At 58.3% G+C, this 24,336-nt stretch carries 22 protein-coding genes; 5 read left to right on the plus strand and 17 right to left on the minus strand.

Annotation, left to right across the window (positions count from 1 at the left end):
- The 6 genes from ACSEXW_RS06835 to ACSEXW_RS06860 all read right to left on the minus strand — a co-directional run bounded on the left by ACSEXW_RS06835 (position 1) and on the right by ACSEXW_RS06860 (position 7,263).
- Complete coding sequence (locus ACSEXW_RS06835) at positions 1-975, minus strand: ABC transporter permease (protein ID WP_438445363.1); 975 nt, start codon at positions 973-975, stop codon at positions 1-3.
- A gap of 25 nt (positions 976-1,000) precedes the next feature.
- A complete protein-coding gene (locus ACSEXW_RS06840; protein WP_438445364.1) occupies positions 1,001-2,680 on the minus strand; it encodes a peptide-binding protein in 1,680 nt (559 codons plus the stop codon).
- Between the two features lie 30 nt (positions 2,681-2,710).
- Positions 2,711-3,676, minus strand: coding sequence for an ABC transporter ATP-binding protein (locus ACSEXW_RS06845; protein WP_438445365.1), 966 nt, complete (start codon positions 3,674-3,676; stop codon positions 2,711-2,713).
- 22 nt (positions 3,677-3,698) lie between these two features.
- Positions 3,699-4,646 (minus strand): ABC transporter ATP-binding protein, encoded by a 948-nt coding sequence (locus ACSEXW_RS06850; RefSeq protein WP_438445512.1) that lies wholly within the window; start codon positions 4,644-4,646, stop codon positions 3,699-3,701.
- A 367-nt stretch (positions 4,647-5,013) separates the two neighbouring features.
- Positions 5,014-5,634: a class I SAM-dependent methyltransferase gene (locus tag ACSEXW_RS06855; RefSeq protein ID WP_438445366.1), complete on the minus strand. Its 621-nt coding sequence runs from the start codon at positions 5,632-5,634 to the stop codon at positions 5,014-5,016.
- 21 nt (positions 5,635-5,655) lie between these two features.
- Entirely contained in the window at positions 5,656-7,263 is a 1,608-nt protein-coding gene (locus ACSEXW_RS06860; protein ID WP_438445367.1) for a hypothetical protein, read from the minus strand.
- 251 nt (positions 7,264-7,514) lie between these two features.
- On the opposite strand from ACSEXW_RS06860, the gene nagZ reads away from it, so the two are divergent.
- The 3 genes from nagZ (at position 7,515) to ACSEXW_RS06875 (ending at position 11,569) form a co-directional block, all read left to right on the plus strand.
- Entirely contained in the window at positions 7,515-8,828 is a 1,314-nt protein-coding gene (nagZ, locus tag ACSEXW_RS06865) for a beta-N-acetylhexosaminidase (protein WP_438445368.1), read from the plus strand.
- 78 nt (positions 8,829-8,906) lie between these two features.
- A complete protein-coding gene (locus tag ACSEXW_RS06870; protein ID WP_438445369.1) occupies positions 8,907-9,833 on the plus strand; it encodes an S-layer homology domain-containing protein in 927 nt (308 codons plus the stop codon).
- 83 nt (positions 9,834-9,916) lie between these two features.
- The gene (locus ACSEXW_RS06875) at positions 9,917-11,569 is read left to right on the plus strand and encodes an immunoglobulin-like domain-containing protein (RefSeq protein WP_438445370.1); all 1,653 of its coding nucleotides are present in this window, start codon (positions 9,917-9,919) and stop codon (positions 11,567-11,569) included.
- A 98-nt stretch (positions 11,570-11,667) separates the two neighbouring features.
- Here the strand turns inward: ACSEXW_RS06875 and ACSEXW_RS06880 are convergent, their stop codons facing one another.
- The 11 genes from ACSEXW_RS06880 to ACSEXW_RS06930 form a co-directional block, all read right to left on the minus strand.
- Entirely contained in the window at positions 11,668-12,339 is a 672-nt protein-coding gene (locus ACSEXW_RS06880; RefSeq protein ID WP_438445371.1) for a DUF4386 domain-containing protein, read from the minus strand.
- Complete coding sequence (locus ACSEXW_RS06885; protein WP_438445372.1) at positions 12,336-12,563, minus strand: helix-turn-helix transcriptional regulator; 228 nt, start codon at positions 12,561-12,563, stop codon at positions 12,336-12,338. The genes ACSEXW_RS06880 and ACSEXW_RS06885 overlap by 4 nt, the downstream gene beginning before the upstream one ends.
- Position 12,564: 1 nt before the next feature.
- Complete coding sequence (locus ACSEXW_RS06890; RefSeq protein ID WP_438445373.1) at positions 12,565-13,008, minus strand: hypothetical protein; 444 nt, start codon at positions 13,006-13,008, stop codon at positions 12,565-12,567.
- A gap of 166 nt (positions 13,009-13,174) precedes the next feature.
- Positions 13,175-14,128, minus strand: coding sequence for an SDR family NAD(P)-dependent oxidoreductase (locus tag ACSEXW_RS06895; protein WP_438445374.1), 954 nt, complete (start codon positions 14,126-14,128; stop codon positions 13,175-13,177).
- A 116-nt stretch (positions 14,129-14,244) separates the two neighbouring features.
- The gene (locus ACSEXW_RS06900; RefSeq protein ID WP_438445375.1) at positions 14,245-14,766 is read right to left on the minus strand and encodes a TetR/AcrR family transcriptional regulator; all 522 of its coding nucleotides are present in this window, start codon (positions 14,764-14,766) and stop codon (positions 14,245-14,247) included.
- Positions 14,767-14,932: 166 nt separating this feature from the next.
- A complete protein-coding gene (locus ACSEXW_RS06905) occupies positions 14,933-16,339 on the minus strand; it encodes an MFS transporter (protein ID WP_438445376.1) in 1,407 nt (468 codons plus the stop codon).
- A 62-nt stretch (positions 16,340-16,401) separates the two neighbouring features.
- A complete protein-coding gene (locus ACSEXW_RS06910; protein ID WP_438445377.1) occupies positions 16,402-17,199 on the minus strand; it encodes a helix-turn-helix transcriptional regulator in 798 nt (265 codons plus the stop codon).
- Between the two features lie 72 nt (positions 17,200-17,271).
- Positions 17,272-17,412, minus strand: a complete 141-nt coding sequence (locus ACSEXW_RS06915; RefSeq protein ID WP_438445378.1) for a hypothetical protein — start codon at positions 17,410-17,412, stop codon at positions 17,272-17,274.
- 114 nt (positions 17,413-17,526) lie between these two features.
- On the minus strand, positions 17,527-18,441 hold the full coding sequence (rbsK, locus tag ACSEXW_RS06920) for a ribokinase (RefSeq protein WP_438445379.1): 915 nt from the start codon (positions 18,439-18,441) through the stop codon (positions 17,527-17,529).
- A 196-nt stretch (positions 18,442-18,637) separates the two neighbouring features.
- Positions 18,638-19,909 (minus strand): MFS transporter, encoded by a 1,272-nt coding sequence (locus tag ACSEXW_RS06925; RefSeq protein WP_438445380.1) that lies wholly within the window; start codon positions 19,907-19,909, stop codon positions 18,638-18,640.
- A gap of 96 nt (positions 19,910-20,005) precedes the next feature.
- A complete protein-coding gene (locus ACSEXW_RS06930) occupies positions 20,006-20,431 on the minus strand; it encodes a MarR family winged helix-turn-helix transcriptional regulator (RefSeq protein WP_438445381.1) in 426 nt (141 codons plus the stop codon).
- Positions 20,432-20,589: 158 nt separating this feature from the next.
- Here ACSEXW_RS06930 and ACSEXW_RS06935 point away from each other — a divergent pair, with 158 nt between their 5' ends.
- Together ACSEXW_RS06935 and ACSEXW_RS06940 are read left to right on the plus strand one after the other, a co-directional pair.
- Entirely contained in the window at positions 20,590-21,840 is a 1,251-nt protein-coding gene (locus ACSEXW_RS06935; protein WP_438445382.1) for an FAD-dependent oxidoreductase, read from the plus strand.
- A gap of 230 nt (positions 21,841-22,070) precedes the next feature.
- Positions 22,071-24,308: an ATP-binding protein gene (locus ACSEXW_RS06940; RefSeq protein ID WP_438445383.1), complete on the plus strand. Its 2,238-nt coding sequence runs from the start codon at positions 22,071-22,073 to the stop codon at positions 24,306-24,308.
- The last annotated feature ends 28 nt before the right edge of the window (positions 24,309-24,336 follow it).

Here is a 24,336-nt window from a genome sequence, read left to right on the forward strand (position 1 = left end):
TCAAGCCCTCGCTTCCTGTGAACGGTTCAGGTTGATTCTCGGGTCGAGAAGGGCAATCAGCACATCCGCCACAATGCTTCCCACCACCGTCAGAATGGACGCCATCGTCGTGACAGCGAACAGGACGGGGTAATCCCGCTGGAAGGCGGATTCGATGAACAGCCGTCCCATACCCGGAATGCTGAAGATGTTCTCCAGAATGAGCGAGCCGGTGAAGAAGCCGGCCAGGGTCAGGCCGAACAGCGTCGCCACCGGAATCAGCGCGTTGCGGAGTCCATGCCGGAAGAGCACCAGGAAGCTGGGGAGGCCCTTGGCGTGGGCGGTTCTCATGTAGTCCTGGTGGATGACCTCCAGCATGCTGGAGCGGATATGACGAATCCACAGGGCCACCTCGCCCAGCGTCATCGTAGCGACCGGCAGGATCATATGCTTGATCCGGTCCATCAGGCTGAATTCCGCATTGATGGTCTTAAGCCCTCCCGATGGGAGCCATCCCAGCTTGACAGCGAAGAACATCATGAGGAGGAGCGCCAGCCAGAAGCCGGGAACCGCAATGCCTGCGAAGGTGAAGCCGGAGATCAGCTGGTCCAGCTTGGAATTGGCCTTGATGGCACATAGGATTCCTAAGGGCACCGCGATCAGGATGGACAACAGGAAGCTCGAGACCGTGAAGAGCAGGGTGGTTGGAATCCGGTCCAACACCAGCTTGGATACCGGCTCGGACTTCTGGAAGGAGGTGCCGAAGTCACCCTTCAGCATGCCTCCCACCCAGTCCAGGTACTGCCGGTAGAGCGGTTTATCCAAGCCGTACGCCTTGGTCATATTCTCGATGTCGACCGCCTTGATCGTGGGATCCTCCGTAAATTGGGACAGCGGGCCTCCCGGTGCCAGATGAATGATCGCAAAGGAGATAATCGTAATTCCGATCAGGATCGGAATGGCGTTCAGCACACGCTTAATCAGATAGAGGGCCAAGGAGGGTCACTTCTTTCCCGGTTTCTTATTTGGTAAAGTACCACTTGTCGATTTCCTTCAGGCTGTCGCGCAGCGGATTGAAGCCTTCCAGATTGCTCGGGTATGCCATGACGGTAGTAGGCGTGTACAAGAAGGTATACGGCTGGTCTTCGGAGATCAGGGCGTCCACCTTGCCGAGCAGCTCCTTGCGCTTGTTCTTGTCGAAGGTCTTCAGGTCTTCCTCGATGAGCTTGTCGACCTCCGGATTTTTGTAGGAAACGGTGTTCAGGCCGTGCTCAATTTCACTGGAATGCCAGATGCCCTTCGGATTCGGGTCCCCGGTAATGTTCCAAGCGTAGTAAATAGATTCGAACTTCTTCTCCTGGAAGTTCTTTGTGAAGGCGGAGCCTTCAACCACGCGGATGTTCACGTTGATGCCGACCTTCTTCAGCTGCTGCTGGATGACGGTGACGGCCTTCTCACGGATCTTGTTGCCTTGGTTGACCTGCATCTCGAACTCAAATTTCTTGCCGTCCTTATCCAGCACGCCGTCGCCGTTCGTGTCCTTCCAGCCGGCTTCCTCGAAGGTCTTCTTCGCTTTATTCACATCGTACGGGAACTTCGGCACATTGTCGCTGTAGGTCCAATACGAAGGTACCGTCTGGCCGTGAACGATCTTGCCTTGCCCCTCGGCCACGCCGTCGATGATGCCCTGTCTGTCGATGGACATGGTCAACGCCTGGCGGACCTTCTTATCCGCGAACAGCGGGTTGGTCAGATTCCAGCCGACGAAGGAATAGGAGGTAGTCACGATTCCCTTCTGCAGCTTGATCTTGCCGGAGGTCTTGGCATACTGCTCGATGACCGACAGCTGGTCGGCCGGTACGCCGATGACGTTGATTTCGCCGGTCTGCAGCTGCGCCATCATGGAGTTCGCATCCGGTATGATCTTCGCCGTGATCTTCTCAATGGCCGGCTTGCCTTTGTAGTACGCGTCGTTACGGATGAAGGTCAGGTACTGTCCGGTCTTCCACTCTACGAGCTTATAAGGACCGGAGCCGATCGGTTTCTTATAGAATTCGGATTTGTCCAATTCCTTGACCGGAACGTCCTTCAGCAGGTGCTTCGGCAGGATGTTGTACGGGAAGATATCGATGTAGCCGGCAAACGGCGACTTGAAGGTGAATTTGACGGTTTCGTCGTCCACCTTCTCCACCTTGCTGAGCTCCGAGAAGGTGCCTTTGCGGGGTCCGGTGTAGTCGGGGCTTAATGCCACATTATAGGTAAAGACCACATCCTCCGCCGTCAGCGGCTGCCCGTCGGTAAACTTGGCGTCCTTGCGGATCTTGATGGTCATGGTCAGCTTGTCATCCGAAAATACAGGCAGGCCTGTGGCCAGATCCGGCACGATGTCCTGGTTCTCATTCACCTTGTACAGATAGCTGAACACCAGCTCAGCCACCTCGCTGGAGGTGGTTGTGGTCGCCCACAGGCGGATGAAGCCCTGGGGATCCGACAGGTAGGCGGTGGTCACTTCTCCTCCGTCCACCTTCGCCTTGGCAGGGGCGGCGGATGCGGCGGCCGATGCGGCGGGACTGGCTGCCGGAGAGGCGCTGGATTTGGCTTGATCGCTGCTGTTGGACGAGCAGGCGGATAACACCACCGATCCGGTCAGCAGAACGGATAATAGAGCCTTGGTCTTGGTACTCGAAGCAATTGGCAACATGGTATTACCCCTCTCAATGAATAAATGGACTTACAGACTTTCTATGAAATGGCAGGAGGCGTAATGCCCCTCGCCGGCTTCCCTTAGCTGCGGCTCTTCCTTGCGGCACCGGTCTTGTACATAAGGACAGCGCGGATGGAAGGCGCACCCGGACGGCGGGTGGGCCGCGTTGGGCACTTCGCCGGTGAGCAGAATGCGCTCCCGGTGAACGTCCACATCCGGCTCCGGTACGGAGGACAGGAGCGCCCGGGTGTATGGGTGCTTCGGTGTGTCATACAAGTCGTTCTTGTCCGCCAGCTCCACAATCTTGCCCAGATACATGACCGCCACGCGGTCCGAGATGTGCCGGACAATGCTAAGATTATGGGAGATGAACAGATAGGAGACATTGGTCTTCGCCTGAAGCTCCGAGAGGAGATTGACGATCTGGGCTTGGATGGAGACATCCAGGGCGGACACGGCTTCATCGGCCACGATCAGCTTCGGATTCAGGGCAAGAGCCCGGGCGATGGCAATCCGCTGACGCTGGCCGCCTGAGAATTCGTGCGGATAGAGGGCGGCCGCTTCCTTGCTGAGTCCGACCGTGACCAATAGCTCTTCAGCCCGGGCCATGGCTTCTTTCCAGCTGATCTTATCGTGGACCACCATGGGCTCGGCGATAGCTTTACCGACGGACATCCGGGGATTCAGGGAAGCGTAGGGATCCTGGAAGATGCATTGGAGCTGCCGCCTGAACCGTCTAAGCTCACCAGGCTTCATTCTGCTAAGGGACTTCCCTTCAAAGGTAATTTCACCGTCGGTCAATTCTGTCAATCGTAAAATCAATCTGCCGACCGTAGACTTGCCGCAGCCGGACTCACCAACAATGCCCAGCGTTTCGCCGGGTTTGACCGAGAAGCTGATTCCGTTCACCGCATGGATGGACGTCTTATTCAGCCTGCCACCCGTATGAAAAACCTTCTTAATCCCTTCCACCTGTAGGAGTGGGGAACTCATGCGGGGGTACCTCCTTTCGTCATTAGATTAGAGTGCAGCGGACGAAGTGATTCCGCTCCACTTCGCGAAGCTCCGGCATGGCTGCCCGGCATTCGGGTGCGGCCATCCGGCAGCGGTCAGCGAAGCGGCAGCCGGAGGAATACCGGCCGGCAGGCGGAACGGTTCCCGGAATCGGCACCAGCGGGCCGGCCGATCCCCTGAGCTTGGGCGTGGACTGCAGGAGTCCTACCGTATAAGGATGCAGGGGGGCGGTGAACAAGGTCCGTACATCGCATTGCTCTACGATCTGGCCTGCGTACATGACGATAACCCGATTGGCCATCTCGGCGACAACGCCCAAGTCATGAGTAATGAAGAGCATGGACATGTCGCTCTCCGCCTGCAGCTTGCGCATCAGGTCGAGCACCTGAGCCTGGATCGTCACGTCAAGGGCCGTCGTGGGCTCATCCGCGATGAGGAGTCTGGGCTCGCAGGCCATCGCCATAGCCAGCATGACTCTCTGCCGCATGCCTCCGGACAACCGGTGGGCATACTCCTTGCGGATCCGGGCGGGCTCCGGGAATCCGACCCGCTTCAGCCACAGATCAGCGCGGTCCTCGGCCTCCTTCTGCCCAAGCTTCAAGTGCCGCCGGATGCCTTCCGTGAGCTGCCTGCCGATGGTCAGCACCGGATTCAGGGAGGTCATCGGCTCCTGAAAGATCATGGCGAGATGATGCCCCCGAACCTTGGACATCTCTTTTTTGTTCAACTCCAGCAGGTTGCGGCCCTGAAAACGGACTTCCCCCTGGTCCACCGTGCCGATGCGCGGAAGAAGCCCCATTATGGACAAGGAGGTCATGCTCTTGCCGCAGCCTGATTCCCCTACGAGTGCGACCACTTCATTCTTGCCGATCCGGAAATCAATCCCGTCCACGACGGCCAGGTCCCGATTCTTACCCTTCAATACCGTCCTTAACTGCTTCACGTCCAATACCGCCTCGGACACCAGGGATCACCTTCGCTTATCCATTTACTAGTAGTAGATTTATTTACGCTACAATTATGTTAGTAATATTAACACAGATTTTACAGCGGTCAATTATTTTTGTCAGCAAAAAAGATATTTATGTCCTTATAAATAGATTTTATTCCAGTTGCTAGGAGGTATGACTGCGTCGGTCGCTCTTTTCTTGTCAGTTAATGTAACATAATGTCGAGTCTTGATGATGTGATCATTTCCTCGTGATGATCCGGCGGAGCTTCTAGCACTCGCTCCTGAAAACAAAAAAAGAAACCCGCCATCTTGAAAAAGATGTGGGTTTCTTGGAAGGATGAGCACCGCCGCAGGGTGCTAATTATTAGGAGAGGTGGATGGCCGAAGCTTCCGCGCCGTTGCGGCCCTCCAGGATCAGGAACAGCCCGCCGTAGAACGACTCGGTCCGCACCGCTTCGATTCCGGACCGGCGAATGAGGTCCGACGTGCTCCGGTTCAACCGGCAGCCGTCGCATAGTCTCTTCCATAGGGGAGTCAATACATCCTGCAGCTTGGCCAAGAGAGGCCGGCGCTCCAGCCGGACGTGCTCCAGAAACAGAAGCCGTCCGCCCGGCTTGCAGACTCTTCGCAGCTCGGCCAGCACCCGCAGCGGATCCTCCACCGTGCACAGCACGAGCGTGCAGACGACCGTATCGAAGATGCCGTCGCCGAAGGGCAGCTTCTCCGCGCTTCCGTCCACCACCCGGATCGGAACGTCCGCCGCCTCGGCCCGGACCAAGGAATGCTCCCGCATCCTCTCACCGGGCTCTACCGCCGTTACCTCCTCCGCCTGCGCATAATAAGGAAAGTTCAAGCCCGTGCCCGAGCCGATCTCCAATACGCGGCCGGCGGCTTGTCCCACAAGCGCCCTGCGGACCTCCTGCAGCCGCCTGCGCTCCAGAGGCGCCATGAGCCTATCGTACTGCCTGGGGAACCATTCGCCCAACCTTGAAGCACCTCCAGAGAATTAACGCATGACCGAATCATAGAATTGCTGGTCCATCATGTGGCCCATGCCGTCATACGCGGATCCGAAGAACGCGCTTCCCCCGCAATAGGATGGAAGCTCCTCCCGGATGCCGCGATGCTCCGCAGCCAAGTGAAGCAGCGCCAACGGAGCAATATGGTCCAGTTTACCATACAGGTGCTGCTCCGAGCGAACGAAGAGGCCGTGATGGTAATGACGGCGGATCACGTGGGCCGCAACCGCATCCGCCAGCTTCAGATAATCCTTGCAGCCGGTGGCCTTATGCAGCTCCAGAAGCGCGAAGATGGCGTACGGGTCGGCACACGCCGTATCCGCCTTCACCTGCGGACTCGAACGGCCGTCCGCGCCGAAGTCCCCCAAGCCGTTCCCCGCCGCCATCCCCCGAATGACGGACCAGAGCCTTGCTTCCCCGCTGATCCGGTAGCCCAGGGCATAAGACCAGAGCATCAGCGCGTTGGCCGGCATGGCTTGAAGAGGCTCGCCCGCCTTGCCGTAATAGCCGGATTTCTCCATGATGAGGCCGGTTAGACGGGTTCCGTTCGTCAAGACCGGATGGATGAGATTCTGTTCCGCATCGTAGGTGTAGGTACCGTATGCAAGGAGGTCCTCCAAGGCCGTGTCCGCAAATTCTTGACCGGCCGCCCCCAGCTTCTCGGCCATCACCATGCGGCAGATCGCCGCTTTGCCCGTAATGGCCACGACCTGGCGGGCGACGGACAGCGTCCCCTCCAGCGGAGCATGCTCCTTCAGCTGCTCCCCGAACTGCTCGATGGCCCGGTCGCCGCGGACACCCGGCAGCACGGAGATGCTGAATTGGTATCCGCCCATGCCGGTCTTCGGGTTCCGGGAATCCGTATAGCGTCCGTTCAGCCTCTTGGCCCAGGTCAGAGGCTTGGGATCACCGGTGAAGCGGTGGAGCATCCCTGCCGCATAATATAGGTCGCTGCCCGCATTGATGAACGTCAACCCCTTCGCGGTAAAAAAGGGCTCGCCGCCCGCATACACCCGGTCCCATACGCCGCCTTGAGCCGGCTCCTCCGCCGGCAAACCGTGACGGCTGAATTCCAGATTGCCCCAATCCGTCACATGGCTGTTCCAGTATGCTTCAATATACTCCTTCGTTCCGGCCGGATCCACGTCGAACATCAGCTCATAGAACGGATAATGGCATTTGAGCTCGTGCTGCGGCCCCTTGTCGGGTGCATGGACGACCCGGCGTCCCGACAGATCGTAGGCCAGATGCCCGCCCCATTGGAGCAGCTTGCCGTACCGCAAACTGCTCATCGCATAGCGGACGGTATCCTCTGCCTTCTTGCGGTACCCGGAATCGCCGCTTACCGCGCTCATGGCGCACAGGGTGCGGAGCCAATTTTGCTGGCTGGCCAGATTGGACAGCGTCCACTGCTCCCCCTCGCAGAGCCAACGGAACGGCTCCCGGGAATCCACATGGAACCCGTCTGCGAACAACGGGGATGTCTCTCCCAGAGGTCCCTGCTCATGCAGCCGGAGCACCTCTTCGATATAGTCACGGACGATCGCCTCCGGGCGGTCCGTCCTGCCTTCGCTCTTCTGAATCGATATCCCCATCGATGTCCACTCCTTGGTTTGGGTTCACGGTGCTTTGTTGTTTATTATAAGACAACCATTCATATTTTTCTCAGATTATTTATGTCGAGACATATAGTAATTATATATTCATGCCATAGTATGATTAGCTGGTATGTAACCGGACGATAATGGGGAACAGACAAGCACATGAACCGAACGGGATTGACTGCCGTCCAACCTACATTCGGTCTGATCCGTTATCCATTCCTAATGAAGAGAGGTCACCGCCCATGTCCAAACCTATCGCCCTGCTCCTCTGTCTGACAGGTCTTCTGCTCTCCGGCGGCTGCGGCTCCGGCCGATCTGCGGGAGAAGCGTCCGGCGTATCTCCTGCCATAACCTCCTCCCCCACCGTCTCTCCATCCCTGTCCGTTCACTCAGCGGCACCGTCTCCGGCAGCTACGCCCAAGCCGGCTCCGTCTGCCCCAACTGCGGGATCCACCGGTTCCTCCGCACAGGACGTGCTTTCCCGCATGACGCTGGAGGAGAAGATCGGCCAGATGATTCTGGCCGGAATCGACGGCACCGAGCTGGACGAGAATGCGAAGTCGATGATCGCCTCGCGGCGGGTGGGAGGCATCATTCTATACGCCAACAACCTGAAGTCGCTCGAGAGTGCGGTCACTCTCGTCAACGCGCTGAAGACGGCGAATGCGGGAAGTCCCGCTCCCCTCTTCATCAGCGTGGACCAGGAGGGCGGCAAGGTCAGCCGCCTGCCGAAGGAATACGCCGCCATTCCCGCCAACGCAGCCGTCGGCAAGAGCGGCAGCCCGGAGCTGGCCGGAACCATGGGCCGGCTGTTGGCCCGGGAGCTGCGGTCGGCGGGCTTCAATATGGACTTCGCTCCGGTCTTGGATATCAACAGCAACCCCGGCAATCCGGTCATCGGCGAGCGCTCCTTCGGGAATACGGCGGATAAAGTGACCAAGCTGGGCATCGCGGAGCTGAAGGGCCTTCGCGGGGAGCGGATCATCCCTGTAGTCAAGCATTTTCCCGGCCACGGAGACACCTCCGTCGATTCCCACCTGGAGCTACCGGTGGTGAACAAGACTTCGGCCCAGCTTCGCGCCCTGGAATGGCAGCCCTTCGAGGCTGCCGTCAAGGAGAATGCGGAGGCGGTGATGGTCGCCCACATACTGTTTCCCAAGCTGGATTCGGATAAGCCCGCCTCCCTGTCGGAGGCGATTATCGGCCGGGAGCTGCGGGGGCGGATGGGCTACAAGGGTGTGGTCATTACCGATGACTTGGGCATGGGCGCCATCAAGAAGCACTACGACCTGGCTGCCGCAGCAGTAAGCACCGTGAAGGCCGGCAGCGACATTCTGCTGGTGGGACACGGCTATGGGGATGCGAGGCTGGTCTTCGACACGCTGCTCGGGAGCGTCCGGAGCGGAGCTCTTACAGAGAAGCGGATCGACGAAAGCATCACCCGAATTCTGAGCTTGAAGACCGGTTACCAGCTGAGTGATAAAACGGTCCCCGTCCCGGATCTGACGGCCCTTAACCGCGATATCGGGAGCTGGATCAAGCAGCTGAACCCATAAGGTGCAACCTTTTGGGAAGACGCTTCGTTAAGGATAGTGCTCGAGCACACAAGCCAGAACATTCAAGGAGTGATGAAGATGAATACGAAGAAAACGTGGACCGCCCTTACCTTGTCTTCCCTGTTGGTGGGAAGCTTGACTTTTGGCACGGCATTTGCCTTCAACGATCTGGACCCGGAGAACAGTGCAGCCGTGCAGGCTCTGCAGGAACGCGGCATCGTCAGCGGCGTGGATGACCAGCACTTTGTGCCGAAGGGCAAGATTACGTATGCCGAAGGCGTACAGCTGTTGGTGAAGGCCTTCGGCCTGAACATAGACAATGTCAGGTTCATCAAGCAGCCGTTAGCCTCGGATTATTTCACGAACGTGCCGAATGACGCTTGGTATGCGAAGGCCTTCATCATTGCACAGGTGAAGGGCATGGAGCTTCCCCGCGACGTGAATCCCACCGCCCCCATGACCCGGGAACAGTTCGGCGAGCTTCTGGTGCGCACGCTGGAGAAGCAGGGCAACTATCCGCTGATCAAGATGTATATCCACATCCAGGATGAGGATCAGATTACCCCGGAATACCAAGGCGCGCTGCAGCGTCTCCTGCTCTATAAGATTGCGGAGCTGGACCGGGACGGCCGCTTTCATCCGAAGGATGAGCTGACACGGGGCCAGGCTGCGGTGTGGCTGAATAAGGCACTTGCCTTCAAGGAGGCCCACGCGGAGAAGCCGGCGCCTGCGGAGCAGGTGGAGCTGACGGTGGAGAAGATCGCCGACGGTCTGAACCGCATTACCCTGTCCCGCGGGGAAAAGCCTAACGCCGGCTATGGAATCGCCATCACGGGGATCCGGTTCGGCGAGGACGGCAAGGCCATCGTCACCTACAAGCTGACCGACCCTCAGCCCGGCATGTCCTATGCTGAGGTACTGACCACTCCGAAGGCGGTCACGTATGTATCCAGTGATTACCAGGTCCAAACAGAACAGGCGGATTCCGGTAAATCATTGAAATAGTTCCACGGTCACCCCCATCAATATACTTCCTCCTCCGAATCCTTTAGGGCAATCCAGTATTGAAGGTCAAGGAGGAACGAAGGATGAAGAAGAAGATCGTATTCTGTACGGCGGCGCTGTCCCTGATGCTGGCTGGCTCCGCCTACGCCAAGCAGCCGGACGATATGCAGAAGCACCAGAATAAGAAGACCGGATTGGAAAACGCCCTCGAACGGGGCAACAAGAACGACAAGGCCCGGGAAGCCATCCGCCGTGCCCTTGAACGCAAGGAAGAGAGAAGTCATCATGAGGAATGGACGGACACCCAGCGCGTGGCGGCCGATTGGGCCAAGCTGTCCGTTACATACGGAGCCTCCGACTCCAAGGACAGCGTAACCCGCGCTTTGGCCCTGCCCGTCGCAGGTGCACACGGCTCCACCATTACTTGGGCATCCAGCAATCCTACTGTCCTCTCCGATGACGGTCTGGAGGTCAACCGTCCGGCGGCCGGCCAGCCGGATGCAGCAGTCACATTGACGGCCACCGTCACGTACGGCTCCGTCTCCAAGACCAAAGTCTTCACCGTTACAGTGAAAGCCGAAACCAACGATGCCCAGCGTGTTGCAGCAGACAAGGCGGTGCTGGCCATCACCTACAAGACCGGCGATACGGCCGCCAGCGTGACCGGACCGTTGACCTTGCCGGTGCTGGGCTCCAATGGCACCGTCATCACTTGGGTATCCAGCAATCCCTCCGTCATCTCTCATGACGGCAAGACCGTCAACCGTCCGGCAGCAGGCGCCGGTGATGCTTCGGTTACGCTGACCGCTACGGTCACGTACGGCTCTGTAACCGATACCAAGAGCTTCCCCGTAATCGTGAAGGCGAGCTACACCGATGCGGAGCGCGTTGCCTCCGACAAGGCGAATCTGTCCATCACCTTGACGGAACCCGATACGGCCGCCAGCGTAACCAAGCCGCTGACCCTGCCCGCCACCGGGACCAACGGGTCCAAGGTCATCTGGATCTCCAGCAATACCGCCGTCATCTCCCATGACGGGAAGACGGTAACCCGTCCTGCCGCAGGCTCCGGCGACGCCACGGTGGTTCTGACAGCCGTGCTTACGTCCGGGTCCGTCTCGGATACCAAGTCCTTCACGCTGACCGTCAAGCAGCAATTGACCGAGGCTCAGAAGGCGGCTGCCGATAAGGAGTCTTTGGCCGTCGGCTTCGCTGCTGGCGATTCGGCCTCCTGCGTAACCCGCGCCCTTTCACTGCCGGCTGCCGGCGGTAACGGATCTGCCGTGACCTGGTTCTCCAGCAATCCCGCCGTTATCTCCAACGACGGCAAGACAGTGGTCCGGCCGGCTGCCGGCCAAGGTGACGTGAATGTGGTCTTGAACGCCACGATCACTTCCGGCGGCTACACGGAGTTGAAGACCTTCACGTTGACCGTCAAACAGCAGTTGACCGACGCCCAAGCCGTCGAAGCAGACAAAGCGGCATTGGCTCTGACCTTCGCCAGTGGTGACAGCGCCGCCCAAGTGACCCAGAATCTGACGCTGCCCCTTACAGGCACCAACGGCACGGCCATCACTTGGGTCTCCAGCAACACCTCCGTCATCTCCAACAGCGGAGCGGTTACCCGGCCCGCTGCCGGCAGCGCCGAGGTTTCTGTCGTCTTGACCGCCATCCTTACGAAGGGCGGCCTGGCCGATACCAAAGCGTTCATCGTCACCGTGAAGCCTCTGCCGTAAAGAGACGTGCGGCCTAATCAAACATGCAAAAGAAACCAAGGAGCTAAGCGGATATTCCTCGCTAAGCTCCTTGGTTTTTTGTCGTCCACTGCCGCTTCCTATGAACGGAAGCCTTTGGCAAGGAGCCATACAGCCAGAATCATCTCGTTGGCCGCCACCGGCAGCGACAGAAGTGCTCCCCAGACCGAGAGCTGCGGGAAAACGCCGAACATTTCGAGACAGGCAGCCGCGAAGACCAGCACGGAGCCGGTTAAGCCTAAGGTGGAGATGGCCCTCGGCACAAGTCTGGTTCGGAAGAAAATGTAGCTGTACAGCATCGTATTGATGCCCAGCATAAAGTTAGGCCCCAGCATAAAAGTCCAGTCATGCACGGCTTTCAACACGGTTCCGGATGCGAGATAAGCGGTGGTGTCCGGTGATGCGGAGGATACGAATTCCCGGCTTAGCGTCAAGAGGGACAGCACGCTGACGATGCCGATGGTGATGATTACAGCTTCCAGGAAACGGAAGAGGACATGGCCGAGCGCCAGAGTCTCGTTATACGTTCTCAGGTAGGGGAACATGCTGATGGAGGTGCCGACGGCGGATACGACCAGCACAAGCTCCATCAGTGCGCCCAGAATAATCTGATTGCTGTGAGCGGAGCCCGTCTGCAGGTAATCGGCGCCGTTCAGAATCGGATCATACAGGATCAGACCCACAATGGACGAAAGCGCCGCAGCAATAAAGAAGATCCCTGTCATGGTGGCGGACAACCGCTTGGATTTCATTTTGTTTCTCCCTCATCTCCATAATAGAATACGTCCTCCAGCGGACGCTGGAAGGCACGGGCAATGCGGAAGGCCAGCTCCAGGGAGGGAGAGTAGTTTCCCTTCTCCAAGGCGACGATGGTTTGCCGGGTTACGCCGACCATATCGGCCAGCTGCTGCTGCGTCATCTCGTTATGATGAAAGCGTAAGGTTCGAATGTGATTGCCGACCAGATTTTTGCCCATCTTACACGCCTCTCCGGTAGTGGTACCATCTCGTCACGGAGCCGGTCAAGTCGGATACGAATCCCGATCCGATCAAGAGGAGGAACATGACCCGCAAGGGCTGATCCGCCACCAGGGCTCCCATGGCAAGCAGGAAGCCGATAACGAACACGAAGAAGGAATTCCGGAAGGCCCGAAGACCAATAAGGGTATCCAACTCATCCTGGAAGGAAGGCTCCTTCTCGCCGGTTGTGATCCGGTAGACGATGTTGAACCCTATGCCGATCGCAATATGCGCAAGGATGGAGAACAACGTCAGCAAAAGCACATAGGAACCCCAATAATGCAGGGTTTCGGGACTGTCTCCCCCTCCGGGATACCGGGGGACCATGTACGCGGCATACAAACCGAATATGACGATTGCGCTGATCAAGGAGACAATGCTTTTCTTTTCTTGATAGGTCATTCCCAACACCACCTGTACGTTAAATTGGACACGAAGTCATGTCTGTTATACACAATGTAATACATATCATACTTAATGTCAAACAAACTTTACATACAACTAAAAAAAAGACCGATTCCGGGTTACCGGCAATCGGTCTGTTCCGTTCAAGCTTCAACCGTACGGTTCATCTTCCCTTCAAATGCCGCACGGTAGCGGCAATACCTTCCTCGTAGCTGGTGGCCGGGATCGGGCCGATATGCCGCTCATACTTCTCCCCGCTCAAGCGCAGCGGCTCCTCCGTCAGATACAGCATTTCCACCACTTCCTTCATGACCGGAACGAACAACCCCAGCACGGATAAGCCGATTCTTCCCAGAGGCAGGACGGGCTTCGCCACACCGGCAGCCTTCCGTGCGAGCCGGACGATCTCATGACCGGAGATGACGCCCGACCCGGGTATGTTCCACTCCTGGCCGTATGCGTGATCGTGCAGAGCAAGCTCCACCGTCATTTTCGCCGCATCAGGCAGATACACATACTCTCTCGGCACATCCATGTTCCCGATGAAGAATCCCATTTTCCCCTTCGCGATGGCTTCAAGAGTTCCTCCCAAGTAAGAAGCTTGGTTTCCCGTGGGCCCATAGTAGTCCGGCAATCGGACAAGAAGGGGGCGCGCATGCCGCCATCGGCGGTCAAACACCAGGTTGGCAAAATTCAACCGGATCCGTCCCTTCCGGGTATGAGGCGCCTTCGGATGCTCCTCGGTTACGGGATCCGACTGCTTTTTCCCATAGGGGTAGATCCCGTCGACGACCACCACCTTCATCCCGAGACGGTCCGCGGCGGTCATGACCGCCTCTCCAAGCGGCAGCAGCCGCTCCGCCATCTCGTGGTAGGGGACGTTCGCGCAATGGAACATGACGTCCGCCCCTTGGGACGCCGCTTCCAGGTCTTCGGTACGGAAGGCATCCCCTACCGCAATTTCCATGTTGGCGGGATGGCCCAAGCGTGCGGCCGCCTGCTCCAGCTTCGAGCGGGAACGGCCGAAAGCAATAACCGGTATCCCCCGACGCACCAATTCCTCCACCATCACAGCACCTGTACCGCCAGTCGCTCCAATTACAATCGCCTTTTTCATCGAACCATCCTCCATTTCAGTTAGTGATTGATCAATCACTGTTTTGTTAGAACAACTATACCACACGGTTAGTGATTGATCAATCACTATTTTTGAAAAAGAGGCATCCCGCCCCTTCACCCTTCCATCAGCTCCGGCAAATCCAGGGCCATCGAGATGTTGCACAGCATCCCCCTCGCGAGAAACAGCTTCGTCCTCTCCTCGGAGTCCGGTACTTCGTGGCGCCGGAAGGCCTCCAGCACGATCCCGCGGATCTCTCTGTAGCCTGCCTGCATCGCCAAGCGGATCGGCTCCTCCTGAATCGTATGAGCCTGCATCTGGAGCAGCGTCTCCGAGCGGTGCACATTCATGATCTCCACGTATGCGGCAATCAGCTCCTGCTCCAACCGGTCGGAGCTTGCCGTGGCGATGACCCTGCGGAAGGATTCGGCGATCCGCTGCCAAGATGCTTCCAGTGCGGCATGCAGCAGCTCCTCCTTGGTGGCGAAGAAGCGGAAAATGTACGGCTGCGAGATCCCTGCCCGCTTGGCTACCTGCATGGTGGTCGTCCGGTAATAGCCGGTTTCTGCAAACACTTCAATAGCCGCCGAGATAATCTCCATTCGCCGGTTCACCGAAACGGCTTCGTTCTTGGACATGCTTTGCACTCCCCTTTTACACGATTTAGTGATTAATCAATCATCGCACCTAGTGTAACAGGTTCCATGTGCTAATAGCAACCGGGTAGTCCCTCCGGGTGCAGCGCAGGGTTCTCTCCGTGCTTACCAAAAACAGCCGGGACACATCCCGGCTGTTCTTGTGTGCTCAACCCTGACCGTGTGCGGGCTGGGGCGACTTTTTGCCGAACGAGAGAACGTACAACACCGCACTCCCCATAACCACTACGCTTAAGAACAGGATCATATTGGCATATAGGTAAGCTTGCTCATTGGTAATGGCCGGGTGAAGCTTGAAGGCGAACAGTTCGGCCTCCATGGATTTGGCCACCAGGGATGTGACTAGTGCTCCCGCGATGATGGACATCATGTTGAACAGTCCCATGCCGACGCCGATCTGACGGTTCGGCAGAATCTGCGTCACACTCTCCGTCAACGCCGTCTGGACGAAGGACAATCCGATATACATAAGCACCAAGGCTGCACCGATGTACCAGACCCACAGGCCGATGGCCGACGATTGTACGAGCAGGCTCAAGGCGATGAACCCGAGACCCAGGTAGACCACGAAATGGCTGCCCCTCTTCACCGTCAGCCTCCCCGCCACGCCCCCGAAGATGACGGCGCTGAAGGCCCCCGGGAACATGACCAGTCCGATACTGCTCGTGTCCAGGCGGTAGATGCCGTTCAGCATCAGAGGGATGACGAACATGACCGACATGACGGTGCCAAAGATGATGAAGCCGATAATAAGGCCGCTCCGGTAGAGCGGATTCGAGAACAGCTCCGGATCGACGAAGGGCTCCCGGACCCTTCGGATGCGTACGATGAACCCGGCCAGCGCCGCCGCCGTCAACAGAAGATAGATCCAGCTCGTATTCGTGGTGAACAGAATGAGCATCGATACGGCCAAACCCAGAAGCAGCGCCCCCGGCAGGTCAAGCCGTCCCTCACCTTTCTCCTCATCGGGCAGATGCTTGCGCAGAGCCGGCACCGCCACCAGCACCGGAAGCGGGATCAGGAACAGGTAGGTCCAATGGAAGGAGCCGGCGATATAGCCCCCCAGCACAGGGCCGATTCCGACGGCGAACGAGGCGGTCGAGGTGATGATGCCGAACATCCTTCCCCGCTCCTCCGGGCTGAAGAATCGGGCAACCATGACGAAAACCAAAGCTGGGATCGCCGCCCCTCCCGCTCCTTGTACCGCGCGGGCCAGGATGACGGCCGGATACCAGCTCTGCAGCAGAAAGCCCAATAACGATCCTGCGCAGTAGACCAATATCCCGATCGTGATCAGCCGTCTGATGCTGTGCATATCCGCCAGCTTGCCGAATATGACGGTGCCCATGCCGAAGACGATGAAGAAGATGGTCACGACCCAGCTAACGCCTGACGCGTCCAGTCCGAATTCCTCCGCGATGTTGGGCGTCGATACATTGAACACCGATTCGTTCAAGACGGCGAAGAAGATCACATAGTAAATCCACAGCACGCTCTTTCTCATTCCCGGCGCGGCAGACGCCGCCGGATTTTCCTTGCTCTCTACCGCATGCATATCGTTATTGACCTCCTTCAGTCGTTTGGATCATTGTAGCATCTTCCCGCGGGAACAATTTCTCACCGATCGCCATCCTGAGCGACGCGCTTCAGGAACGTGTTCATAAGAAGCGGGATGGAGATCAGGATGGGCGGATCATCCGTTCGGGGCGGATGCAGGGTCAATATCCGATGGGGCGCAGGCTTGCCGGGCTCCACCCGGACCGGTTCCTTGGAACGGGAGCGCAGCGTATGATGCGGCAGCAAAAAATCCATCGCCTGCATGCCCCAGGCTACCGATGTGGCCATCAAGTAATAGGTTCCCGGCTTCACACCGGTAAACCGGAAGCTTCCCGCTCCCGGAAGCACGGTGCCGTACAGGGGCATCCCCTCTGGAATCGGTTTGGGGAATAACCCGATCAGAACGATCCCCTGGAAGGGGACCTCTGCGTGGACAGCCCCGTGAACCTGGGACAAGCCGTGATCATTACGGAGCTCAGGCTCATGCCAATGCCGGAGCCTGCGGAGGCTCTGGAGCGGTGTATCCCCCTGAAGCGCGGACTGGCGGAATTCGGAGGGCGTGACCCCCACCCGTTCCGTGAAGCGGGTCGTGAAGGTTCCCAAGCTCTGCTGGCCGATCTCCAGTCCCACGTCCCGGATCGGCAGAGTCGTGCGCAAGAGCAGATCCTTCGCTCTCTGCAGCCGAAGCGACGAGACGTAGTAGAGCGGCGGGAGCCCGGTCCGTTCCTTGAAGATCCGAGCAAAGTGGGACGGACTGTAGGAGATGTGGCCGGCCAGCCGGTTCAACGGCAGCGGGTCGTACAAGTGGGCTTGGATATATTCGATCACTTCATCGATTTCCGACCTTACGATCAGCATTCGGGAGCCTCCTTGACCAGAACAAAAGTTCGCCTTTTCAGGTTACCATATTTTAGTCGGAAAGGGAACTTATCAAGGCATAATTTTATATAAATTTTTATTTAAGATTATATATTGATAAAACCATTCCTGCTTCCCCGGAGCCCACAGTCCCCAGCCACGGCATTCATGGCCACCGGTGGCCTTCATTTCCCCCACCTCCAGCTTCGCCATGGATTAAAGGCCATCCATGGCCTTCACGCTCCACATCTCCCGCGGCCAGCAGCCTCGTCCACAGCAAAAAAAACCGGAAGGGAGAATTCCCCTTCCGGCCATGCCGCACAACCGTTAATCGTAGGTGGCCCTTACTTCCGTTAGGCTGGGCAGTCCGCCCTGAGCTCCGAACTTTGTAACGGACAAGGAGCCAGCCCGGCAGGCAAAAACCGCCGCTTCGCCGAACGACTTCCCGGACGCCAGACAGAAGCCCAGCGCCCCGTTGAAGGCGTCTCCCGCGCCGGTCGTGTCCGCCACCTCCACCTGCAGGGACGATGCAGTGCGGAGCTCCCCCTCCTCCAGATACGAGCTTCCGGCCGGCCCCCGGGTCACGACGACCCGTCCCCCGTACCGGTCCTGCCAAGCCGCAAGATCCTCTCGCAGCGCCTCCTCACTTTCCGCAACCGGTCGTCCCGATAAGAAAGCGAACTCCGTTTCGTTCGGAGTCAGAACATCGACCAGCTTCAGCAGCTCCTCGGGCAGCCGCACCGCCGGAGCCGGGTTCAAGATCGTCCGAACCCCGGCCTCCCGTGCAAGCCGCAGAGCTTCCCGAACCGTCTCCAGCGGCACCTCCAGTTGGGTGATCAGGACATCCGCCCGGCTGATGATCCCGCTGCAGCGGCGGATGTCCTCCGGGCTTAGCCGGCCGTTGGCGCCCGGAACCACCACGATGCAGTTGTCCTCCGCCGTGTGCAGGATATGCGCCGTCCCCGTTTCCATCCCGTCCATGACCCGGACGTAGCTCGTATCCACGCCGAAGGCCTGCAGCCCAGAGGTCAACCGTCCGCCGAAGGCGTCGTCTCCCACGGCGCCGATCATGGTTACGGCTGCTCCCAGGCGAGCCGCCGCTGCGGCTTGGTTCGCCCCTTTTCCTCCCGGCACATAGTGGACGGCTCTTCCGTGTACGGTCTCTCCCTTATGCGGCATCCGGTCCATGGTAACGACGATGTCCATATTCAAGCTGCCGACGACGACGATATTCGGTGTCATCCTTCTGCCTCCCTCTTCTTAATAATTGTTCTCCTCCATCGCCGTGCGCCGGATCTTGGCGAACAGGTCCTCGATTCGATGACCGGACCGCTTGTGCGGACCGGTGCGTTCCTTTACGATTTGGTTATAGCATTAGCATATCGGATTGGATCCTCCCGGTATAGGTGTGGCTGCCTCTAGACCGTGGAACCCGGCGTCAGATGCCGGCTTGAAGGGCTGTCTTGTGTCCCTTCGAGATCCGCAGGGCCATGACGGAAGCGATCAGGCAGGTCAGGCCGGCAAGGAGGAAGAAGATGGAGTAGGTTCCCGTCCATTCCCGAACCAGACCGGCCCCGTAAGCGGCCGCAGAAGCGCCAATCTGATGCGCCACCACAACCCAGCCGACGATCATACCGGCCCGCTCGCGGCCGAATTCCTGGGTGGCCAGCTTGACGGTAGGCGGAACGGTGGCGATCCAATCGAGTCCGTAGAACACCGAGAAGACCACCAGAGGGATAGACGAGTATTCCAGGGCGTAGGGCAGGAACAACAGGGAGAGCCCGCGAAGGCCGTAATACATGAACAGCAGGCGCCGGGCGTCGTAACGGTCCGTCAGCCATCCCGACAGCGTCGTGCCCACCAGATCGAACATGCCCATCATCGCCAGCAGGCCGGCGGCCATGACCTGTTCGATGCCATGGTCCATACACGCGGAGATCAGGTGGGTGCCGATCAGCCCGTTGGTGGTGAAGCCGCAGAAGAAGAAGGTTCCCGCCAGAAGCCAGAAGGTCTTGCTGCCCATAGCCGAACGCAGGGTGGTCAGCGGTGTGAGCAGGATGCTGCCGGTGAAGGGCTCCGGCTTCACCGCCTCAACCGCACCGTAAGGAGCCGCGCCGACATCGTAGGGATGGTTCCTCATCCAGATGGCTGCAACGGCCAGTATCACCGCGATCGCTCCGACGGCCGCGTATACTGCGGTCCTCCAGCCTGACGCAGCGATGATCTGGGCTAGCATCGGCAGGAACAGAAGCTGGCCGGTCGCGGCGCTGGCCGTTAGAATGCCGACGATCAGCCCTCTTCTCTCAGCGAACCAACGATTGGCTACCGTGACGCCGAGAACATTGGCCATCATCCCCGTTCCCAGTCCGGACGCCACCCCCCAGAGCAGCTGAAATTGCCAGAGGGACGTCATATAGGGGGTTACGGCCAGGCTTCCGCCCACCAGCGCCAAGGCGGCGACGACGGACCGGCGGACCCCGTATTTGGATAGGATGGCCGCCGAGAATGGACCCATCAGCCCGTAGAGGAAGATGCCGGTCGAGACGACGCCGGAGATGCTTCCCCGGCTCCATCCGAATTCCTCCTCCAACGGCGTCATCAGAATGCTCGGCATGGAGCGGATTCCTGCCGATACCAGCAGCACTCCGAAGGTAATGAGAATGACCAGCCACCCATAGAAGAGCCGCGGCTGTTTCCTTACACCGGTCATGGCAGACACTCCTTTGTCATCACATATTTTGTTTGTACATACAACAGTTTGATAAGCCATCCAACCCACACAGACCTTGAAGAACCTTCCTTACTCTCAGGTCCCTTCCAGCTTCTCGCTGGCCGCTTCCATCTGCGCGGACAACTGTCTGGCCACTTCCTTCCCGAGAAGCTCATAATACCGCATCTCGAAATTTTTGGACGCGCGCCGGATCCGCTCCTCCATGTCCTGCCCCTTATCCGTCGGATACACCAGCACCGTCTTGCCGTGCACCTTGCGCTCCACCAGATGCTTCGCCTCCAGCTTGTCGATAAAGCGGGTCAAGGTGGAAGGCGTAATGTACAGGAGCTCTGCCAAGCGCTTCTGGGTAATGCCCGGCTCCCCGTTCACGATCCGGATCAAATAGCCGTACATCGGGGTCAGGCCGGTATCGGCAAACTCCTCCTCCGCAATACGGGTAATCGCCCGGCTGAGCCGGTTGGCGGTGAAAAACAGACACGAATGCAGAAATCCGAGCTCCACCTTACTTCCCCCTTATGTCTATTTTGTATGTACAACAAATATATGCAGATTCCCTTAAATTGTCAATCGTTTGTTTTGAGTGTAACTAAAATGGAACTATAACCGTTCCTTCGCTGTTCCTATAATGAAGGCAAGACCAAACAAAAGGAAGGGATCATATGTCCTCGAACAGCGTGAAACTGGAACGTGCCATCGAGATCTACGATTCGGCGGATATCCTCATCATCGGAGGAGGACCGGCCGGTACGGCAGCAGCCATCGCAGGCGCCCGCTGCGGCAAAAAAGTCATCCTCCTCGAGCAATCCGGCCAACTGGGCGGTATGGGAACCCTAGGCAACGTCAGCATCTTCATGCCGGTAGGCAATGTAACGGGCATCTACCGAGAGATCATCAACGAGGTGCTGCCCGCCAGCCTGCCCGATTCGCATCACACTTCCATCGCTCCCCAATATTCTCCGTTCGTCCTCCGCCACTATCTGAACCGCAAGCTGGAGAAGGAGGGCGTGAAGGTCTATTACCATACCGCTTTTGTCGCCTCCGTCAAGGAAGGCAACCGGGTTACCGGCGTCGTCGCCCATACCCGCCAAGGGCTCCTCGCCTTCGCCGGCACGGTCGTCATTGACGCAACGGGCGACGCCGCGGTGGCTGCGGATGCAGGTGTACCCGTGCGCAGCGGCCGGGAAGGCGACGGTCTGACCCAGCCCATGACCTTGATGTTCATGATGCAGAACACGGGCAAGCCGGTGGAGCCCTATCTTCCGGAGGACTGCTACCACTACAACTCCGTGGAGGATCTGCCCCAAGGTCGGCATCTCTACTGGGAGCGCAACAGCGAAGGCACGCTGCTTGTCAATATGACCCGGGTCAAGGGCAACGGCGCCAAGGTCGAGGATGTGAATGCCGCGGAGAAGGAAGCGCTGAAGCAGGTCTTCTCCGTGGCCCATTACCTGCAGCGCAACGGCTTCGCCACCTACGTCATTTCCCATATTCCGGGTCAAGTGGGGGTGCGGGAAACCAATCAGATCGAAGGGCTCTACACCCTGACCGAGCAGGATTTGACCGATGGCCGCCGGTTCGACGACGTTGTGGCGCAGACCAACTACGAGATCGACATCCACAGCCCGGACGGTCGCAAGTCCACCGACGAGCGCCACATTGACGGCTACGACATTCCCTACCGTTGTATGGTGCCCGCCGACGTCGAAGGTCTTCTTGTGGCCGGCCGCAGCATCAGCGCCACCCATGTCGCCATGTCCTCCATGCGCGTCCAGCCTACGTGCTATGCGCTGGGGCAGGCTGCAGGCATTGCCGCAGCCGTGGCCATCGATGATGCAGCCGCTCTGTCCGGCGTTTCCATATCGGAGGTTCATCGCCGTCTTAGCGACCAAGGCGTGCGTTTCTCCAAATAAGATCCTCCCCCGCCCCCAATCCTCGCGATTGCGGGGATTTTTTTGTCTGCAAATGGGACTTACCGATAAATGAAACACGCGTATTCTCCAAATTTTAGGAACCCATGCATTTTCTCTCTACCCATATCATTCTTTGGTGATTATAATTAAAAATAGTCATATTTTCAGATAAGAACACGAATCGAATCGAGTATTCCTGATCATAACGGAAAACGTTGGTGAATAAGAGGATGAAATCGGTGGTCCCCCTTCGAAGAAGCATCCGGGTGAAGCTCATGCTCCTGGTTCTCAGCATCATGATTCCTTTTATCTCTTTTTTCGCCTACCTTACGTTCCGGCAGTACAAGGACAGTGTGGACGAGCAGCTGAACAACAATGTGGAGCTGGCGGGAGCCTTCAGCATGTCCTTCGTCAACTTCCTGGAGCAGATCTGGCTGACCGAGCTCTCCATCGGCCAGTCTCTCTTGGACAACGAGTCCTGGGATCTCTCCGAGAAGGAAAATTACCTGGAATCGATCCTGGCTAAGGAAGGCGTCATTGACGGCTTAACCTGGCTGGACCCGGAGGGCAATGTTCTGCTCACCACCCAGCCTTCCCTCTACCTCAAGAATTTCCGGGAGCGGCAATATGTCCGGCGCATCCGGGACGGTGAGGAAAAGGTTCTCTCGCCGCTGGTGATGAGCAAGGCGGATAACGGAGCCATCATCCCGATTGCAAGAGGCATCTATCAGGGGGACCAACTCATGGGAATCATGGTCGCCATTCTCGACGACGACAAGGTGGGAACGGTCTTCAAGTCCATGAAGCTGCGGAGCAGCGCCCGGTTCGGACTGGTGGATCCTACGGGTACCCTCGTGTACAGATCCGGTCTGGATACCGTGCCGGAGGATAAACGCAAGATCTCCGACACCTCGCCGACCTGGCGTGCGCTCCGTGGGGAGCTGGTGCTGACCCAATCCCGGAATTCCAGCTTCGACGGATCGGCCCGGTTCGGGGTGGACTACCCGATACCTGAGATCGGCTGGGCCTGCTACATCACGGTTTCCCTGAACGAGCTGTTGACCGAAACCCGCTCCAAGGCTCTGAAGGACATCCTGATTCTGTCGGCCGTTACGGCCGGTGCGCTGTTGGCGGCAGCGTATCTGTTCGGGCGCACCATCGTCAATCCGGTGATGCAGCTCTTCTATACGGCGAAGCGCTATGGCGGCGGCGACCTGGAAGCCCGGGTGCCTGATCTGGGCATGGACGAACTGGGCTCCACCGGGCGAGCCTTCAACCATATGCTCGAGCAGATCCGCAGCCAGGTCCAGGAGATCGAAGAGGAAAAGGGCACCATCCGGGCCATCCTGGATTCGCTTCCTGTCGGTGTCATCATCGCCGACGCCAACGGCCGGATCGTGGAGACCAACCGTCAGTTCATTGAAATCTGTGCGGGAGCTCCCGCTTCGCCTATCCTGAAGATCCAGGACTACGGGCAATTCCAGGCGTCGTGGACAGACACGGGCGAGAAGCTTGATCCGGAGGATTGGGCCCTTGCCAAAGCCATCCGCTTCGGCGAGACCACCGTCGGCGAAGTGCTGGACCTGGTGCGCTTCGACGGAGAAACCGCCACCATCATGAACTCGGCAGCCCCGATCATCGGCTCGGGTGGACAAATTCTGGGCGCGGTAGTGGCCATCATGGACATTACGGACCGGCGCGCCTTGGAGACCCGGCTGGAAGTTATGGTGGCGGAACGCACCAAGAGCCTGGTGCAGCTTCATGGACAGCTCCACGAGGAAGCCTTGGAGAAGAGCCGGATGCAGCAGGAGATCAACCGGATGGACCGTCTGAACTCCATCGGGCAGTTGGCTGCCGGCATCGGCCATGAGATCCGCAATCCGATGACCACCATCCGGGGCTTCCTGCAGCTGTTGAGCCGCAAGGAGCAATATCTTAAGGAACGGCCCTACTTCGACATCATGATCGAAGAGCTGGACCGGGCCAACGGCATCCTAACCGAGTTTCTGGGGATGGCCCGGTACAAACCGATGCAGCTGGAGCCCGGCGACCTGAACGAGATTATCCGTCCCGTCTATCCTCTGATCGAAGCCGAAGCGAACCTGAGCTCTCATCAGGTGATCTTGGACCTGCAGCCAGTCCCCTTGCTTCCGCTGGATGAGAAGGAAATCCGCCAGCTCCTGCTGAATCTGTGCCGCAACGCTCTGGAGGCTATGGCTTCCCCCGGAAGCGTCACGATCCGGACCCGCCATCAGGACGGCAAGGTGATGCTCTCCGTACAGGACGAAGGGCACGGCATGCCACCCGAGGTTATAGAGAAGCTGGGCAAGCCCTTCTTTACCACCAAGGAGGGGGGCACCGGACTGGGACTCGGCATCTGCTATGACATCGCCTCCCGTCACCATGCCGAGCTCACGGTGGATTCCTCCCCCAAGGGTACCCTGTTCACCATTTCCTTCCAAGTATAGAGCCAGATTGGTCAAAATAGTTGCAAAT

The sequence above is a fragment of the Oryzibacillus soli genome, from assembly GCF_051594765.1.
Classification (GTDB): Bacteria; Bacillota; Bacilli; order Paenibacillales; family NBRC-103111; genus Paenibacillus_AR.